At 63.4% G+C, this 15,142-nt stretch carries 18 protein-coding genes, 3 tRNA genes and 1 pseudogene; 6 read left to right on the top strand and 16 right to left on the bottom strand.

From position 1 onward, the window contains the following. Nucleotides 1–66: 66 nt before the first annotated feature. The 12 genes from rplA to VEI45_RS09035 form a co-directional block, all read right to left on the bottom strand. A complete protein-coding gene (rplA, locus tag VEI45_RS09090) occupies nucleotides 67–774 on the bottom strand; it encodes a 50S ribosomal protein L1 (protein WP_324852315.1) in 708 nt (235 codons plus the stop codon). 71 nt (nucleotides 775–845) lie between these two features. Further along, nucleotides 846–1,274, bottom strand: coding sequence for a 50S ribosomal protein L11 (gene rplK / locus VEI45_RS09085; protein ID WP_324852313.1), 429 nt, complete (start codon nucleotides 1,272–1,274; stop codon nucleotides 846–848). Between the two features lie 18 nt (nucleotides 1,275–1,292). After that, nucleotides 1,293–2,081, bottom strand: coding sequence for a transcription termination/antitermination protein NusG (nusG, locus tag VEI45_RS09080; protein ID WP_324852311.1), 789 nt, complete (start codon nucleotides 2,079–2,081; stop codon nucleotides 1,293–1,295). A 39-nt stretch (nucleotides 2,082–2,120) separates the two neighbouring features. Next, nucleotides 2,121–2,570: a preprotein translocase subunit SecE gene (secE, locus tag VEI45_RS09075; protein WP_324852309.1), complete on the bottom strand. Its 450-nt coding sequence runs from the start codon at nucleotides 2,568–2,570 to the stop codon at nucleotides 2,121–2,123. Nucleotides 2,571–2,638: 68 nt separating this feature from the next. After that, nucleotides 2,639–2,711 (bottom strand) — tRNA-Trp (locus VEI45_RS09070). 139 nt (nucleotides 2,712–2,850) lie between these two features. Further along, nucleotides 2,851–3,351, bottom strand: coding sequence for a (3R)-hydroxyacyl-ACP dehydratase subunit HadC (gene hadC, locus VEI45_RS09065; protein WP_324852307.1), 501 nt, complete (start codon nucleotides 3,349–3,351; stop codon nucleotides 2,851–2,853). 2 nt (nucleotides 3,352–3,353) lie between these two features. Next, nucleotides 3,354–3,782: a (3R)-hydroxyacyl-ACP dehydratase subunit HadB gene (hadB, locus tag VEI45_RS09060; protein ID WP_324852305.1), complete on the bottom strand. Its 429-nt coding sequence runs from the start codon at nucleotides 3,780–3,782 to the stop codon at nucleotides 3,354–3,356. After that, nucleotides 3,769–4,242, bottom strand: a complete 474-nt coding sequence (gene hadA / locus VEI45_RS09055; protein WP_414687435.1) for a (3R)-hydroxyacyl-ACP dehydratase subunit HadA — start codon at nucleotides 4,240–4,242, stop codon at nucleotides 3,769–3,771. Before hadA ends, hadB begins: the two co-directional genes overlap by 14 nt. A gap of 54 nt (nucleotides 4,243–4,296) precedes the next feature. Continuing rightward, on the bottom strand, nucleotides 4,297–4,464 hold the full coding sequence (gene rpmG / locus VEI45_RS09050) for a 50S ribosomal protein L33 (RefSeq protein ID WP_003898538.1): 168 nt from the start codon (nucleotides 4,462–4,464) through the stop codon (nucleotides 4,297–4,299). Nucleotides 4,465–4,501: 37 nt separating this feature from the next. Beyond that, a tRNA-Met gene (locus VEI45_RS09045) sits at nucleotides 4,502–4,575 on the bottom strand. A gap of 36 nt (nucleotides 4,576–4,611) precedes the next feature. Further along, a tRNA-Thr gene (locus VEI45_RS09040) sits at nucleotides 4,612–4,684 on the bottom strand. 116 nt (nucleotides 4,685–4,800) lie between these two features. Further along, the gene (locus VEI45_RS09035) at nucleotides 4,801–5,010 is read right to left on the bottom strand and encodes a type II toxin-antitoxin system VapB family antitoxin (RefSeq protein ID WP_324852301.1); all 210 of its coding nucleotides are present in this window, start codon (nucleotides 5,008–5,010) and stop codon (nucleotides 4,801–4,803) included. 144 nt (nucleotides 5,011–5,154) lie between these two features. Between VEI45_RS09035 and VEI45_RS09030 the strand changes: the two genes are divergently transcribed. The 3 genes and pseudogenes from VEI45_RS09030 to VEI45_RS09020 form a co-directional block, all read left to right on the top strand. Continuing rightward, a complete protein-coding gene (locus VEI45_RS09030) occupies nucleotides 5,155–5,871 on the top strand; it encodes an MBL fold metallo-hydrolase (protein WP_324852299.1) in 717 nt (238 codons plus the stop codon). 65 nt (nucleotides 5,872–5,936) lie between these two features. Then, complete coding sequence (locus tag VEI45_RS09025; protein ID WP_414687434.1) at nucleotides 5,937–6,755, top strand: hypothetical protein; 819 nt, start codon at nucleotides 5,937–5,939, stop codon at nucleotides 6,753–6,755. Nucleotides 6,756–6,792: 37 nt separating this feature from the next. Further along, nucleotides 6,793–7,017 (top strand): annotated as a pseudogene (locus VEI45_RS09020) (enoyl-CoA hydratase); the annotation flags it as partial. A gap of 100 nt (nucleotides 7,018–7,117) precedes the next feature. Here the strand turns inward: VEI45_RS09020 and VEI45_RS09015 are convergent. The 4 genes from VEI45_RS09015 to cynS all read right to left on the bottom strand — a co-directional run bounded on the left by VEI45_RS09015 (nucleotide 7,118) and on the right by cynS (nucleotide 11,971). Next, nucleotides 7,118–8,137 (bottom strand): patatin-like phospholipase family protein, encoded by a 1,020-nt coding sequence (locus VEI45_RS09015; RefSeq protein ID WP_324852295.1) that lies wholly within the window; start codon nucleotides 8,135–8,137, stop codon nucleotides 7,118–7,120. Nucleotides 8,138–8,181: 44 nt separating this feature from the next. Next, nucleotides 8,182–9,588 (bottom strand): DUF2254 domain-containing protein, encoded by a 1,407-nt coding sequence (locus VEI45_RS09010; protein WP_324852293.1) that lies wholly within the window; start codon nucleotides 9,586–9,588, stop codon nucleotides 8,182–8,184. Further along, the gene (kdpA, locus tag VEI45_RS09005; RefSeq protein ID WP_324852291.1) at nucleotides 9,589–11,259 is read right to left on the bottom strand and encodes a potassium-transporting ATPase subunit KdpA; all 1,671 of its coding nucleotides are present in this window, start codon (nucleotides 11,257–11,259) and stop codon (nucleotides 9,589–9,591) included. 244 nt (nucleotides 11,260–11,503) lie between these two features. Then, nucleotides 11,504–11,971 (bottom strand): cyanase, encoded by a 468-nt coding sequence (gene cynS / locus VEI45_RS09000; RefSeq protein ID WP_324852289.1) that lies wholly within the window; start codon nucleotides 11,969–11,971, stop codon nucleotides 11,504–11,506. Between the two features lie 118 nt (nucleotides 11,972–12,089). Here cynS and VEI45_RS08995 point away from each other — a divergent pair, with 118 nt between their 5' ends. From VEI45_RS08995 to VEI45_RS08985, 3 genes are read left to right on the top strand one after another with little or no spacing between them, the layout of a single operon-like run. After that, nucleotides 12,090–12,290, top strand: coding sequence for a ferredoxin (locus tag VEI45_RS08995; protein WP_324852287.1), 201 nt, complete (start codon nucleotides 12,090–12,092; stop codon nucleotides 12,288–12,290). Between the two features lie 13 nt (nucleotides 12,291–12,303). After that, nucleotides 12,304–13,683, top strand: coding sequence for an NAD(P)/FAD-dependent oxidoreductase (locus VEI45_RS08990; protein WP_324852285.1), 1,380 nt, complete (start codon nucleotides 12,304–12,306; stop codon nucleotides 13,681–13,683). A gap of 22 nt (nucleotides 13,684–13,705) precedes the next feature. Then, on the top strand, nucleotides 13,706–15,004 hold the full coding sequence (locus VEI45_RS08985) for a cytochrome P450 (RefSeq protein WP_324852283.1): 1,299 nt from the start codon (nucleotides 13,706–13,708) through the stop codon (nucleotides 15,002–15,004). Nucleotides 15,005–15,142: the final 138 nt, after the last annotated feature.

Genomic DNA, 15,142 nt, shown 5'->3' with positions numbered 1-15,142 from the left:
GAGCAGAGTCTAAGAGATGAGGGTGCGTACCACCGTCGGCGAGGCAACGGTGAACAGCCGCCTTGGTTAGGCCTCGGCGAAGTTGCGGGTGATCGACGGGTCGACCGGGATGCCCGGGCCGGTGGTCGTCGACACCGTGATCTTCTTCAGGTAGCGACCTTTCGATGACGACGGCTTGTGCCGCAGTACCTCGTCGATCGCCGCGCCGTAGTTCTCGGCGAGCTGCCTCTCGTCGAACGACGCCTTGCCGATGACCAGGTGCAGGTTGGCCTGCTTGTCGATCCGGAAGTTGATCTTGCCGCCCTTGATATCGGACACCGCCTTGGTGACGTCCGGGGTGACGGTGCCGGTCTTCGGGTTGGGCATCAGGCCCCGTGGCCCGAGGATCCGCGCGATCCGGCCGACCTTGGCCATCTGGTCGGGCGTGGCGATCGCCGCGTCGAAGTCCAAGAACCCGCCCTGGATCTTCTCGATCAGGTCGTCACTGCCGACCACGTCGGCGCCCGCCGCCGTTGCCTCCTCGGCTTTTTCGCCCACTGCGAACACCGCCACCCGGGCGGTCTTACCGGTGCCGTGCGGCAGGTTGACCGTGCCGCGGACCATCTGGTCGGCCTTGCGCGGGTCAACACCCAGCCGGATGGCCACCTCGACGGTCGCGTCCTGCTTGGTCGACGACGTCTCCTTGGCCAGCTTGGCCGCGGCCAGCGGCGTGTACAGGTTGTTGCGGTCCACCTTCTCGGCGGCGGCGCGATATGCCTTGCTGTTCTTGCTCATTCGATATCCAATCTGATGTTGGGTTGTGGTTACGTTCGGGCCGAAGCTGGCCCTCCCACGGGATGAGCCGTCTATTCGACAGTGATCCCCATCGACCGGGCGGTGCCGGCGATGATCTTGGCGGCGGCGTCGATGTCGTTGGCGTTCAGGTCGGCCTTCTTGGTCTCGGCGATCTCGCGGACCTGGTTCCAGCTGACCTTGGCCACCTTCTCCTTGTGCGGCTCGGCCGAGCCCTTGCCCACACCCGCGGCTTTGAGCAGCAGCTTGGCCGCCGGCGGGGTCTTGAGCGCGAACGTGAAGCTGCGGTCCTCGTAGACGGTGATCTCGACCGGGATGACGTTGCCGCGCTGGTTTTCCGTTGCAGCGTTGTACGCCTTGCAGAACTCCATGATGTTGACGCCGTGCTGGCCAAGCGCCGGGCCGACCGGTGGCGCGGGGTTGGCCTGCCCGGCCTCAATCTGGAGCTTGATCAGCCCGACGACTTTCTTCTTCGGGGCCATGAGGTTAAGGGTCCTTTCTTAAACCTTCGAGACCTGGGTGAAGCCCAGTTCCACAGGTGTTTCGCGGCCGAAGATGGACACCAGCACCTTGAGTTTCTGTTGTTCGGCGTTGACCTCGTTGATCGTGGCCGGAAGCGTGGCGAACGGCCCGTCCATGACGGTGACCGATTCGCCAACCTGGTAGTCGACCTCGAGCACCGGACGTTCCAGGCCGCCTTCGCTGGCCGCGGCAGCAGTGCTCGCCGCGCCCTTGGCCGGTTTCTTGGTCGCACCCTGCGGCAGCAGGAACTTCACCACGTCATCCAGCGACAGCGCCGACGGGCGCGAGGTTGCGCCGACAAACCCGGTGACGCCCGGGGTGTTGCGCACCGCGGACCAGGAGTCGTCGGTCAGGTCCATGCGCACCAGGATGTAGCCGGGCAGCACCTTGCGGTTGACCTGCTTTCGCTGGCCGTTCTTGATCTCGGTGACCTCTTCGGTGGGCACTTCCACCTGGAAGATGTAGTCGCCGACATCCAGGTTCTGCACGCGGGTTTCGAGATTGGCTTTCACCTTGTTCTCATATCCGGCGTAGGAGTGGATGACGTACCAGTCACCGGGTTTGGTACGCAGGTCAGCTTTCAGGGCAGCGGCGGGGTCGACCTCTTCGGACTCGGCGGCCTCGGCCGGCTCTTCGGGCGCGGCGGCCACCGCAGCGGTGTCGTCGGTAATCGCGTCCGGGGCGCTCGCCTCGCCGGTGACCTCGTGTAAGGCCTGTTCGATGTCGACCGTCTCACCCACGGGCAGATCGCCGTCGGAGGTAGTCACGGTTTTTTGGTCCTTCCTATACGTCAGCTCTTGGCGGCCTCAGCCGAACACCATCAGCACGAGCTTGGCCAAGCCCAGGTCCACCAGGCCGATCAACGTCACCATGAACACCAGAAACGCCAGCACCACCGAGGTGTAGGTCATCATCTGCTTGCGGTTGGGCCAAATGACCTTGCGCAGCTCGGCGACGACCTGCTTGAGGTAGTTGTAGACGTAGACGATCGGGTTGGTCGACTGCCCTGGTGATTTGCGGGTCTTCTTGGGCTTCTTGGGCTTCTTGCCGGCATCTTCCTCTGCGCTGCTCTCGGTGAGCTCAAGCGCACCGGACGAGCTTTCATCGGTGTCGTCGGTCTCCGCGGCCTCCGCTCGCTGGCGGGACCGCTTGCCGGTGGGGCGCTGCGGCCGCGTTACCACTGCCGTGCGGCCGCCGCGCGCTTCGTCGGTGTCGTTGCCGTCGGCTGCGTCGGCAACGTCGCGTTCGTCGCTCACCGCATGCTCCTTCGTTCAAACTCGTGTTTTGTGGTCACTCTCCAGTGTCCACCATGGCACGCATTCAGCAGGGGCGACAGGACTTGAACCTGCAACCTGCGGTTTTGGAGACCGCTGCTCTGCCAGTTGAGCTACGCCCCTTCGCCGGTTGGCAGGCCAACCTGCTGGTGCCGGGGTCTCACCCATGAGCGCGCGCTTGTCCCCGGTTTCAATTCGGAAGCGCTGGTAATGGGAAAACCCCGAGGTCCGAGTGTACATCGGGCCATGTCTCAGAGACGAATCACGCCGTCCGGACGACTTGGCCCGACTCGGCGTCCCACTTGAGATTGATCGAGTTGTCGCCCTCGTGACCCATCATCGTCGTGTAGGCCTCCAACACCAGTTCGCCGTCGCCGTTGGTCAAGGTGTTCCTCGTGACCACAATGTCTGCGCCGAAGCGCTCAACGACGGAATCAATGACCATCCGAGCGTGCAGCACGTCGCCGGCCAGGATCGGCTTGTGGTAGACGAACTTCTGGTCGACTTGGACGATCTGCATCGTGTCGTAGCCGGTGTCGACCTTTCGCATGAAGTCCGCCTGGACCAACTTCGCGAGGATGGTGACGAACGTCGGCGGCACGACGAGGGCGTCGTACCCGAGTTCGGCCGCCGCGCTTTCGTCCAGACAGGCCGGGTCGTCGGCCTTGACCGCCTTGGCGAATTCGCGCACCTTTTCCCGGCCGACCACCCAGCCGTCCGGGTAGTCCCAGACCATTCCGAGGATGTCGGTGTTGATCGCCACGGTTACGCCAACTTCGCCGTCGCGACGGCCCGCCCGAAGATCTTTTTGCCGCCGGTGGTGGCAGTCAGCGCGATCGTCACCGACTTGCTGTCGGGATCGACCGACTTCACCTTGCCGCTGAACACGATCTCGGCGCCCTTGCCGTCGTTGGGCACCGGCACCACCGCGGTGAACCGGACATTGTACTCGGTGACCGCCCCAGGGTCGCCGACCCACGACGTCACGTAGCCGCCGCCCAAGCCCATGGTCAGCATGCCGTGAGCGATCGCGGTGTCCAGCCCGACGACCTTGGCAATCTCGTCGTCCCAGTGAATCGGGTTGAGATCACCGGAGACACCCGCATAGTTCACCAAATCCTGACGGGTCAAGGGATAGACCTTCTCGGGAAGCTGGTCACCCACCTTCACCGAATCGAACTCACGCAATGGCATCGCTGAAACCCTTTTCTCCTTCTTCGCCTGCACGGCCCGCCAGGGTCGTGTAGGTCTCCTGTACGACATCACCTGCTTCATTGGTGACAGTTTGCTTTGTCATGATGATGTCGGTGCCGTGTGCCTGCCGTACCGACTCGATGGACACATCGCAGTAGAGGCGGTCACCAACCTTGATCGGTGCCAGGAACTTCAAAGTCTGGTCGACCTGCACGATCTGGGCGTCTTCTATCGCGATGTTGGCATGCTCAAATAACGCCGCCACCGCTTTGTACCCGAACACCGAGATGAACGTCAGTGGCGCCAGTAGCCCGTCATAGCCGAGCTCGGCCGCGGCCTTCTCCTCGAAGAAGGAGGGGTCGTCATTTTTGACGGCGACGGCGTATTCCCGGATTTTCTCCCGCTCCACCACGTAATGGTCGGGGAAACGGTAGTGCTTTCCGACCACGTCTTTGCCCAACGACACGGCTCTAAAACCTACCTAGTCAGTCTGAGTAATAGCCCGCGGCTGACGCTAGCGCGTCTCGCGGTGAGCCTGGTGCTTGCCGCAGTTGGGGCAGAACTTCTTCAGCTCCAGCCGATCGGGGTCGTTGCGGCGGTTCTTCTTTGTGATGTAGTTGCGGTGTTTGCACACCTCGCACGCCAAGGTGATCTTGGGTCGTACGTCTGTACTGGAGGCCACGTCGGTTCTCTTTCCGGATTTTGTCGTTGTTGTCTTGTAGCGATGGCCGGACTCGAACCGGCGACCTAACGATTATGAGTCGTTCGCTCTAACCGACTGAGCTACATCGCCTCAGGTGCGCGCCGCCTGCCTGCTCGGCGTCCGCCGAGCCCCCTAACGGAATCGAACCGTTGACCTTTTCCTTACCATGGAAACGCTCTGCCGACTGAGCTAAGGGGGCGCACCCGTAGCGACCAGTCAATCCGCGCTGCGGGCCTAAAAGAGGGTACAACCTGCTTTGCGGGCGCACCAAACCCAACGGCGACCCGAAGAAGACCGCAGGCGAATCAGCCGGATTCACCCGGCGTCGCGTGCCCGACGCGGGTCTAACGCGGCGAGGCCGAACGGATTGTCTTCGTCTTCATCCGCGTCGGCGTCGGAGTCGGCAGTGAGCAGCGACCGAAGCGCAAGGTTGACGGCTTCGCGCGGGCCGTGCAGGTGGTAACGCTGCATCACCTCGTCGATCAAAGTCTGATCAACCTCGATCTCGACCTTGGCGATTCTCATGTTCCAACTTTACCCACTCCCGACGTCGCCGACACCCCAAAAAGGCGGTAAATATGCAGCTCACCGCGCCCGCGCGGTACCGGAACGCGTTAACTCCGCGACATCACAGCGATACCCGGACGGCTGGGGTCCTAGGCTAAGCAGATGCCCGATTCCGACCGGCTGTACTTCCGCCAATTGCTCTCCGGCCGCGACTTCGCCAAGGGTGACGGCTTCGCGACGCAGATGCGCAACTTCGCGTACCTGATCGGGGACCGCCAGACCGGCGACTGCCTAGTGGTCGACCCGGCATATGCGGCCGGCGATCTGCTCGACGCGCTCGAGGCCGACGGCATGCATCTGTCCGGCGTGCTGGTCACCCATCACCATCCCGACCATGTCGGCGGCTCGATGATGGGCTTCGAACTCAAGGGGCTGGCCGAGCTGCTGGAGCGCGTCAGCGTTCCCGTCCACGTCAATTCTCATGAGGCGCTGTTTGTTTCGCGCATTACCGGGATCAGCATGGGCGACCTCACCCAGCACGAACATGGTGACAAGGTCAGCGCCGGCGACATCGACATCGAGCTGCTGCACACCCCCGGCCACACGCCGGGCAGCCAATGCTTCCTGCTCGAAGGCCGGCTGGTTGCCGGTGACACGCTGTTTTTGGAAGGCTGCGGCCGCACTGATTTTCCCGGCAGCGACTCCGACGAGATGTTCCGCAGCCTGCAAAAGCTTGCCCAACTGACTGGTGATCCGACGGTGTTTCCCGGACACTGGTATTCGCTCAAACCGAGTGCATCGTTGTCCGAGGTCAAGCGTTCCAACTATGTCTATCGCGTCACTGATCTCGATCAGTGGCGAATGTTTATGGGCGGGTAAATCAAGCCACTTACGGGACCTCCAGCGAATTTTCCGCCCGTAAGTGCTGTGATATAAGCGGAGGGGTGGATTCCGCAATGGGATGGATCCAAGATCGTTGGCACCAGGTGGCGGGCGCGGCGGCCGGTACCTGGTTGGCGTGGGCCGTCTGGGCTTTGCTCGTGCTCGGCGTGGTCGCGCTGGTCTTTGCCAATCAACAGATTCGGCGCAATCGTCGGTTGGCGACCGAAGAGACCCGTCCACACGTCGGGATGTTCATGGAGCCGCACGGCGCCGATTGGCATCTGATCGAGCTGGTGGTGCGGAACTTCGGTAAGACCTCTGCCTACGACGTTTCGTTCACGTTTCCGCACCCACCGACCGTCGCCGAATACGAAAACACCGCCGACGGTTATGCGGATGTCGTCGAACTGCAACTCCCCCGCCAGTTGCCGACCCTGGCGCCCGGCCAAGAGTGGCGCACGGTGTGGGATTCGGCGCTCGACCGCACCGAGCTCGGCGAGGGCATCGAGTCGCGTTTCCCCGGCACCGTGACCTACTACGACCGCGCCGAAGCTCCCCACGGGTGGAAGTTCTGGCGGCGTCGCCGGCGTCCCTTCGAAACCAAGGTGGTGCTGGACTGGAACGCGCTGCCGCCGGTTCAGCGGATCGAATTGATGACGAACCACAACCTGGCCAAGCGAGAAAAAGAGAAGCTGGAACTCCTTCGCAGCCTGCTGACCTATTTCCACTACGCCACCAAGGAAACTCGCGCAGACGTCTTCCGCAGCGAGATCGAACGCATCAACCGCGCGATCGAGGAAACCAAGGATCGGTGGCGCACGCGCCAGATCAACGCGCCGCCGACCGATGTGAGTCTGCGTTTGGGTGATGCCGAAGACTAACTGGGCAGGCACCGCGGCGAGCGGGTGGTCTAGCGACGCGGGGCTGGCCAAGACGTTCTTCGGCGAAACCGCAATTGCCGCTGGCTGGTTGGACGAAATCGTGCTGCCCGACATGGTGCTCAGCCGCGCCGAGGAAGCTGCCCGGGAATTCACCACCCTGAAGCAGCAGGCGCACGCCGCGACGAAGTTGCGGACCCGGACCGATGCGCTGGCCGGCATCCGGGCCGGGATCGATGGCATGGCAGCCGAATTCGGGCTTTAGCGCGGACAATCAAGCTCGACCGCTGCTCCTCGCCTCCTCCCGTCGGTTAAGTGTGGCACATCGGCGTCGTCGCGGCACTTCAGCAGCGACGCGACATCGCTCACACCGGTCGGCGGAAACGCTTGAGGTATTTGGTGAAGTCCCAGGTGGACAAAAACTTCACCGCTGCGTTGTAGCCGCGCTGGTAGAGACCTTCCATCTGCTTTTTGGAGATGGTGAAGTCGAGAAATCCGACTTCGGTCGAGTCAACGCGGATCGCCCGCGCACTGACCCAGGGCTGGTTGAGATAGGCCTGGTCGTGGCCGACGATCATGGTGGTGATCAGGTCCTCCAACAGGTTCGGACCCCCGAACCAGTGCAGCGGCGCTAACGCCGGAATCACCTTGTCATTGCCCTGCGGAAGGTTCGGCAACACGGTCACACCAAACGTCGGCCAACGCGGGGCTTTGCCGTCGCCGCGGTCAAAGGTGTCCAGCGGGAAGTTCGACAGCATCCCGCCGTCGACCAACGTGGACGTCAACCCGGTTGCACTGGTCAGCTTGGCGGTCTTGAAGAAGAACGGAATCGACATCGAGGCACGGACCGCATCGGCGACCCGCTGCTCGTCGGGGTCTAGTCCGTAGACGCGGCGATAGTCCCACGGCAGCCGTATCAACTGGCCGGTGGTCACGTCAGCTGCGGTGACCACCAACCGGTAGCGCCGTTCCGGAGGCAGGGTGTCGTCGTCGAACGCCAGATCACCGAAGGTGCGCACGCCCAGGTCTTCCAGCTGGGTACGGATCCACTCTCGCGCGAAATCTCCCTTGTACAAGCCGTTTCCGTTCAGCAGGTCCCACCCCGTGCCGAGCAGCGGAATCTTGGTGAGAGGCTCAGCGTCGAGAAATTTGCGATAGGGCAACGTCATGGTGATGTGCTCGACCTGTTCAGGAGTCAGCTGGTCAAAGCCGGCCGCCAAGATCGCGCTGACGATCGCACCTGCCGACGTGCCGGAGACGCGCGAAAAGGTGTATCCGGCTTCCATCAGCGCAACGACGGTGCCGACCAGGCCGATGCCCTTGACGCCGCCACCGGATAGGACAAGGTCCGCCTTCAGCGGGTTGGAGTGTGCCGGGGGGCTCATCAGCACCGACTGTAGCCGCTGCCGATGACGACGGTCCGGCTGACTTAGACCGCGGGCGCCGCCTTGTCGTAGCCGAATCCGTCGCTGATCGGTCTGACTTCGGCGATCCGCGGCGGCGCGTTCGGGTCGACCAGCGCCATCACCATCTGGTAGCGCTTGGTGACGTCGTCGCGGTCGTTTTGCTCGGTTACCGTAGCCTGGCTTAATCTTTGGATCGCGTCGGCTTCGCGGATCAGCACCGTCCGGCGTTTCCGGTCGGGGGTTTGTTCGATGACCTTGGCCAGCGCATCGAGTTGGCGAATCATGATGGCGGGCATGCCGGTTGAAGCCTGGCGGATGGTGTCGAAGGTGCGCTCGACAAGTCGGTTGAAATCGGCAACGAAGGCGATGACGCGGATGTTTCCCTCTGCGTCGCGCCGGATCCGTTGCGGACGCCAGGAGGTGGAGATCCGACACAGGCAGTCGGCGATCCAGTCGATACAGGTCATTCCGGTGAACGTGTCGTTGACCGCCGGCGATAGCGCGCGCAAAGCGATCTCGACCAATTGATCGAAGCCAAACGAAATATCCTGCGGGAGCGTTCGATACGCACCTGTAACGTGGCCCAGCGCGAGTCGCTCGGCGACAGCGTCGGCAGCCTCGGGCGGCCAAACCCAGGCCATCACCTGGCCGGCCACCAGGAAATGCCCGGGCCGGTACGGCAATTCGACCACCGCGTCGGCTTTCGTTGCGATCTTGACCAGCACGTCATGGCGGATGACCTGAAGATAGCCACTGCGCGGCGTGCGGATCGGAGCACCGGACTCGGCCAACTTCGCCAACAACTCCTCGTGCGACGGGCCGCGCGCGGCGCCGACACCGTACGATTCGCCGCTATCGAGGGCGGCGATCTCCTCGGCCAATCTTCCGGCGATACGCGCGATCACCACCGGAAGCTGAATCATCGTAGCGATGTGATTGAGGAAGTAGATCAGCACGGCCACGTCAGCCAACGTCAGCATGAACGTCACCGTGATCGACAAATGCGGAACGAAATCACCGTGTGGGCCACCGCCCACCGAAACCAGAGCGACCATCGCATAGCAGAACGACGCGACGAATGTACCGAGCGAAACTTGAGTTCCCGGGTCCCGCACGAAGTTGCGCAGCATCCGCGGCCCGAACTGGGTCGACGCCAGCGTCAAGGCCACGATGGTGATCGAGAAAACGATGCCGACCACGGTGATGATCGCCGCCGCGACCGTGGCCAACACGACTCGAGCCGAGTCGGCACTACCGTTCAGCACAAACGAAGGCAGCTGGATGACGCCGTCATAGGCCATGCGATCGACGGTGTAGGTGACGGCGAACAGCACGACCACCGCAACCGTTGTTAAAAGTGGGACGAGCCATAAGTTGGTCCGCAGCGCCTCGCGCCGCCAATCGGCCTCGAAGTAGACCTGACCTCGCATCTAGTGGATACCTTCGGCAAGCGGCCCCAGTGCTAAGGCCGGCAAAAATGTAAGTGCACACAGAATAACCGTCACCGCTGCCACCAGACCGACGAATTGCGGCCGATGGGTGGGCAGGGTGCCGATGGACGCCGGCGTATGACCCTGGCGGGCCAGCGATCCGGCGAGTGCGAGCACCAGGATCATCGGCAGGTATCTGCCGAGGAGCATCGCCAGGCCCAACGCGGTGTTGTAAAACATGGTGTTTGCCGACAGGCCCGCGAACGCCGAGCCATTGGTGTTGCCCGCGGAGGTGAATGCGTAGAGCACTTCCGATAAGCCGTGTGGACCGGAGTTGGCCATGCTGGCGCGTGGACCCGGGAACGCCATCGCAATCCCGGTGCCAACCAGCACCGCCAGCTCAGTAGCCAGGATGAAGGTCGTCGATAACGTCATTTCGCGGGCTCTGATCTTCTTCCCGAGATATTCCGGTGTGCGTCCGACCATCAGCCCGGCGATGAACACCGATATCACCGCCAGCAGGAGCAGTCCGTAAAGGCCCGAGCCGATCCCGCCCGGCGCTACTTCGCCGATCTGCATGTTGAACATGGTCATCAGCCCGCCCAGGCCGGTGTAGGAGTCGTGCATCGAGTCGACGGCGCCGTCCGAGGTGAGCGTGCCGGTGTCGGCAAAGATCGCCGAGTCGAAGACCCCGAAACGCTGCTCGATGCCCTCCATAGCACCACCGGCCGCCGTGGGGGCGGTGCCGTGATGCCCCAACTGAAACAACAGGACGAGGGCCATGCTCAACACGGCGAGGACACCCATGATCGCGGCGATGGCGTAGCCCTGCTTCTTGCTGCCCACCACCCGCCCGAAGGTGCGGGGCAGCGAAAACGGGATCACGAACATAAGGAAGATTTCAACCCAGTTCGTCCACGAGCTGGGGTTCTCGAACGGATGTGCCGATTGTGCGTTGTAGAAGCCGCCGCCATCGCCGGTGATCAACTTGACGGGTTCCTGGCTGGCGATCGGTCCTCCAGTGAGGGTCTGCTGGGCGCCGCTCAACGTGGTGACGACCTGGTCGTGGAGGTGGAAATTCTGGATGATCCCGCCGGCGAGCAGCACGATCGCGCCGATGAACGCGACCGGCAGCAAGATGCGCAACGTGCCCCGGACCAGATCCACCCAGAAGTTGCCCAGCTGTTCGGTCTTTTCTCGGGCAAAGCCGCGCACCAGCACCACCGCCACCGCCATCCCCACCGCACCGGAGAGGAAGCTCTGCGGGACAAGGCCGGCCATCTGCACGAGGTGGCCCTCCGTCGACTCCCCGGCGTACGACTGCCAGCTGGTGTTGGTCACAAAGCTGACAGCGGTGTTCCACGCCAGCGACGGGGTCATCTTGGTTGCCGGATCATGCAGGTGCAGCGGCAGCTTGTCCTGGAACAGTTCGAAGAAGAACAGGAACAAAATGCCGACAGCCGAGAAAGCCAAAACGCTGCGAGCATAGCCGGGCCACGACTGTTCGGCTTTCGGGTCGATACCGACAATGCGATAGATGGCCTTCTCGACTTTCAAGTCCCGCGGCGAGGTGTAGACGCGGTACATGTAATCGCCCAGCGGTACGTGCACCACCGCCAGCGCTGCCACGAGCAGAACAAGGAACACAATTCCCGGGAACGTGCTACTCAATTACCGACCTTCCGGAAAAACCAGTGCGGCGATTGGGTAAACCGCCAAGACCGCCACGAGCGCCAAGCCGAACAGAACCATCGATAAGGCACCGTCCTATCCGTTTACGAGCACGAACCGACTCAGCGCTGCACGGTGAGTATTGGGAAAGAAATTAAGCGCGGACGCCTTAGGGCGCTCGTTTGTTGACGGATTCTTTACGGGCCGGCAGGACCGTTGCGGGTTCTCGCCCGCGGCGACATCGTCAGCCTTTTGCAGAAACCCACTCGTAGGGAAGGAATTTGCCGTCGAATGTGACCACGACACGGTCACCCGACGGGTGGGGTTTCTTTTGCAGGTCGACGCTGAAGTTGATCGCGCTCATGATCCCGTCACCGAACTGCTCATGGATGAGTTCTTTGATCGCGCCGCCGTACACCTGCAAGGCCTCGTAGAAGCGGTAGATGGTCGGGTCGGTGGGTACCGCGGTGGGCAGCCCGGCGCGCATGGGCGGCGCGGCCAGCACCGTGACCGCCGACTCGTCGAGACCCAGGATCTCGACGAGCACCTTGCCGAGTTCGGCGGGGATCGGGTGCTGGCCGAGCAGCGCCGAGGTGGTCCACACCACCGGCCTGCCGATCGCATCGGCCAACTCTTGCCAGGTCAAGCCCTTAGCCAGGCGGGCGACGACGATCTGCTCGGTGATCTCGTTTCGGGTCATGGCTACTAGCATGCACCCAGATCCGCGAATCCATCTCGCCGTCAGTACTTTTCGCAATCGCGTGTTTGGCGCCGCAGCTGGATGTAGGCTGCGCAGCATTAGGTCTTCAGCCACGAGGATCGAGGTCGCGATGCGGATCGTTGTCGACCTGAACCGCTGCCTGGGGTATGCGCAGTGCGTACCGCTGGCACCCGACGTGCTCAAGCTCAGCGGCGAAGAGACTCTCACCTACGACCCCAACCCCGACGATAGTCAGCGTTTGCGGGTATTGCGGGCGGCGGCGTCATGCCCGGTGCAGGCAATCATCGTGGACCGTCTCGACAGCGACTAGCGGGCCAGCGCCGATGATCCGGGACGGCTTCAAAGACAACGGCCGCATCGTCATTGTCGGTGCTTCACTGACCGGGCTCCGTGCCGCCGAAGCGTTGCGGGAAGAGGGTTTTCGCGGACAGCTCACGATTATCGGCGACGAGCCGGACGAGCCCTATGACCGCCCGCCACTGTCCAAACAGGTCCTCAAGGGGTGGGTGCCCGCCGATCACACGAAGCTGCCGCGCCTGCGCCAGGTGGATGCCGAGTGGCGACTCGGTGTGGCCGCGACCGCCCTGGACCGCGCCAACCGGCTGGTTCGGCTCGCTGACGGCAGCGAGGTCCCCGGCGATCGGCTGCTGATCGCCACCGGTGTGCGGGCGCGGCGATGGCCTAACGCGGCGGAAGCCGCGTTGGACGGCGTCCATACCCTGCGCACCAGCGCCGACGCCGCGCGGCTGCAGGCGGCTTTGGCTGGGGGCCCCCGTCGGGTGCTGATCATCGGTTCCGGGTTCATCGGGTCCGAAGTGGCCTCGGTGTGCCGCGAGCTCGGTCTGGAGGTCACGGTCACCGAGCGCGGCCCGGCCCCGCTCTCCGGGGCGCTCGGCGGGGTGATCGGCGCGATCGCTGCCGATATGCAGCGGGCGGCCGGGGTGGATCTTCGCACCGGTATCTCGGTGCTGGGGTTGGAGGGCGACGCGGCCGGACATGTACGCCGTGCGCGGCTGTCCGACGGCAGCACGCTCGACGTCGACGTGGTGGTGACGTCGTTGGGGTCGATCCGCAACGTCGAGTGGCTCGACGGGTGCGGTCTGGCCGCCGGATTCTGGGGGGTGGGGTGTGACGCCGGGTGCCGCGCATTCGACATCAACGGGGTGGTCACCACCAACGTCTTCGTGGCCGGCGACATCGCCCGCGCCCCACACGTGCTCTACGACTACCAATTCCTGGTGATGGAGCATTGGGACAACGCCGTGCTGGGCGCCCGGGTCGCCGCGCACAACATGGTGTGCGAAGAGGTCGATCGCTGGCCAAACCTGCTGATTCCGCAATTCTGGTCGGGCCAGTTCGGTGTGAACATCAAATCCGTTGGCGTGCCGTCGTTTGGCAACGAGATCGTCTTCACCCAGGGCTCGGTGAAGCAGCGCCGGTTCGCCGCCGCCTATGGTCGCCGCGGCCGCATCGTCGGCGCGGTCACCTTCAACCACGGCAAGTGGATCGAGCATTACCGGCGGGAGATCGCCCGATCGGGTCCGTTTCCACCGCAGCCGCCGGGTTTTGATTTCCCCGAGGACATGCGGGTCATGCCCGCCGACTTCCCGGCGCGCGGCGAGCTGACGGAGGCGCCGGATGTGGTGCTGACGGGATATGACCCCAGCGAACGCCACGCCGAGTTCCGGCCACGGCAGCGATAAGCGATGAGGAGGAGCGGCGCAGATGACCCCCGAAGAAGCGTTTGACGCCGCGATGCGGTATGAGAACCGCGCCAATCCCTATCCCTACTTCGACGAACTGCGCAAGACGCCGGTCGTACGAGTGACCAACGGGATCTATGCCGTCACCGGATACGACGAGCTCATCGCGCTCGCCCACGACCCCCGGGTGAGTTCTGACCGTCGCAACGCTCCCCCGGCGGTCACCGGCGGTGTACACGTTGCCGACGAGTCCGTGATGGACTTGGTGCAGGCCTATGACCGAGACCCGAGCTTTATCGCTTCGGATCCCCCGGACCACGACCGGGCGCGGCGGCAGTGCATGCGGTTTTTCGGCCCGCCGCATTCGCCGGACGTGATCCCCAGCCAAGAGCCGCTGTGTCAGCGGATCGTCAACGACTTGCTCGACAAGGCAGCTGGAAAAAACCGCATGGATGTTGTCGACGAGTTCGCCTATCCGCTGCCGGTCCACGTGATCTGCCGGATCATCGGCGTGCCGATCGAAGACGAGCCGCGATTTCACCCCTGGATCGCTGACGCGATAACCGGCCTCTTCGATCTCGGCCCCGACATCGCCACCGAGGAGGGCCAGGCCCGGCGGGCCAAAGGTGAAGCGGCCAACATCGCCTTCAAGAAATACATCATCGGGTTGGTCGAGAAAGCCGAGAAATCCCCTGGCCCGGGCATGATTTCACAGTTGGTTCACGATGACGGACCGGATGGGCGGATGTCGCCGAGCGCGATCGTCAACAACACCATGCTGCTATTTGCCGCCGGTCATGACTCGACGGTCAACCTGATCTCGCACTGCGTGCTGACCGCGCTGCGCAACCCCGGATCGATCGAGTTGTTGCGCAGCAGGCCTGAATTGATTCCAGGCGCCATCGAGGAAGTGCTGCGACTGCAGTCGTCGGTGCAGTTCTTCCCGACACGATCGGCGTTGGCCGACATCGAGATTGCCGGGACGACGATCCCGCGAGGATCACCGATCTACCTGATTTACGCTGCGGCCAACCGAGATCCGCGCCGCTTCCCCGATCCCGAGAGGTTCGACCCGCAACGCGCCGACAATGAGCACGTCGGCTTCGGACGCGGTATTCACATCTGCTTCGGCGGACCGCTGGCGCGGCTAGAAGTCAACACCGCGTTCGAGGCGTTTCTTCGCCGGGTAGAAAACCCGCGGCTGGTCGAGGACCCGCCGCCCTACCGCATCAGCCAGGTGTTTCGCGGCCCGCGACATCTGCTCATCGATTACGACGGGATCCGACCCCGGGACTCGATATCCCCCGCTACTCAGTCCTGATCGACGGTCCCGGCGGCTACACCATCACCGGCACTTCGGACAACGGGGGAATCAAGGCGGCCAAGACATCCGGAGAGTTCGCCGCCGACGGATCGGCTCGCGCGACCGTCGCCATCACGGTGGCTCGGTCGGTGCCCA

Origin of the sequence: Mycobacterium sp. (genome assembly GCF_035623875.1) — a bacterium.
Taxonomy (GTDB): Bacteria; Actinomycetota; Actinomycetes; order Mycobacteriales; family Mycobacteriaceae; genus Mycobacterium.
Note: the sequence above shows the minus strand (reverse complement) of the source record. Positions and strands in the feature narration are given on the sequence as shown.

Bases quoted from the DNA above. Each gene is read 5' to 3' on its own strand.
- rplA (WP_324852315.1), bottom strand. From the start codon at position 774: ATGAGCAAGAACAGCAAGGCATATCGCGCCGCCGCCGAGAAGGTGGAC.
- rplK (WP_324852313.1), bottom strand. From the start codon at position 1,274: ATGGCCCCGAAGAAGAAAGTCGTCGGGCTGATCAAGCTCCAGATTGAG.
- hadB (WP_324852305.1), bottom strand. From the start codon at position 3,782: ATGCCATTGCGTGAGTTCGATTCGGTGAAGGTGGGTGACCAGCTTCCC.
- VEI45_RS09035 (WP_324852301.1), bottom strand. From the start codon at position 5,010: ATGAGAATCGCCAAGGTCGAGATCGAGGTTGATCAGACTTTGATCGAC.
- VEI45_RS09030 (WP_324852299.1), top strand. From the start codon at position 5,155: ATGCCCGATTCCGACCGGCTGTACTTCCGCCAATTGCTCTCCGGCCGC.
- VEI45_RS09015 (WP_324852295.1), bottom strand. From the start codon at position 8,137: ATGAGCCCCCCGGCACACTCCAACCCGCTGAAGGCGGACCTTGTCCTA.
- VEI45_RS09010 (WP_324852293.1), bottom strand. From the start codon at position 9,588: ATGCGAGGTCAGGTCTACTTCGAGGCCGATTGGCGGCGCGAGGCGCTG.
- cynS (WP_324852289.1), bottom strand. From the start codon at position 11,971: ATGCTAGTAGCCATGACCCGAAACGAGATCACCGAGCAGATCGTCGTC.
- VEI45_RS08995 (WP_324852287.1), top strand. From the start codon at position 12,090: ATGCGGATCGTTGTCGACCTGAACCGCTGCCTGGGGTATGCGCAGTGC.
- VEI45_RS08990 (WP_324852285.1), top strand. From the start codon at position 12,304: ATGATCCGGGACGGCTTCAAAGACAACGGCCGCATCGTCATTGTCGGT.
- VEI45_RS08985 (WP_324852283.1), top strand. From the start codon at position 13,706: ATGACCCCCGAAGAAGCGTTTGACGCCGCGATGCGGTATGAGAACCGC.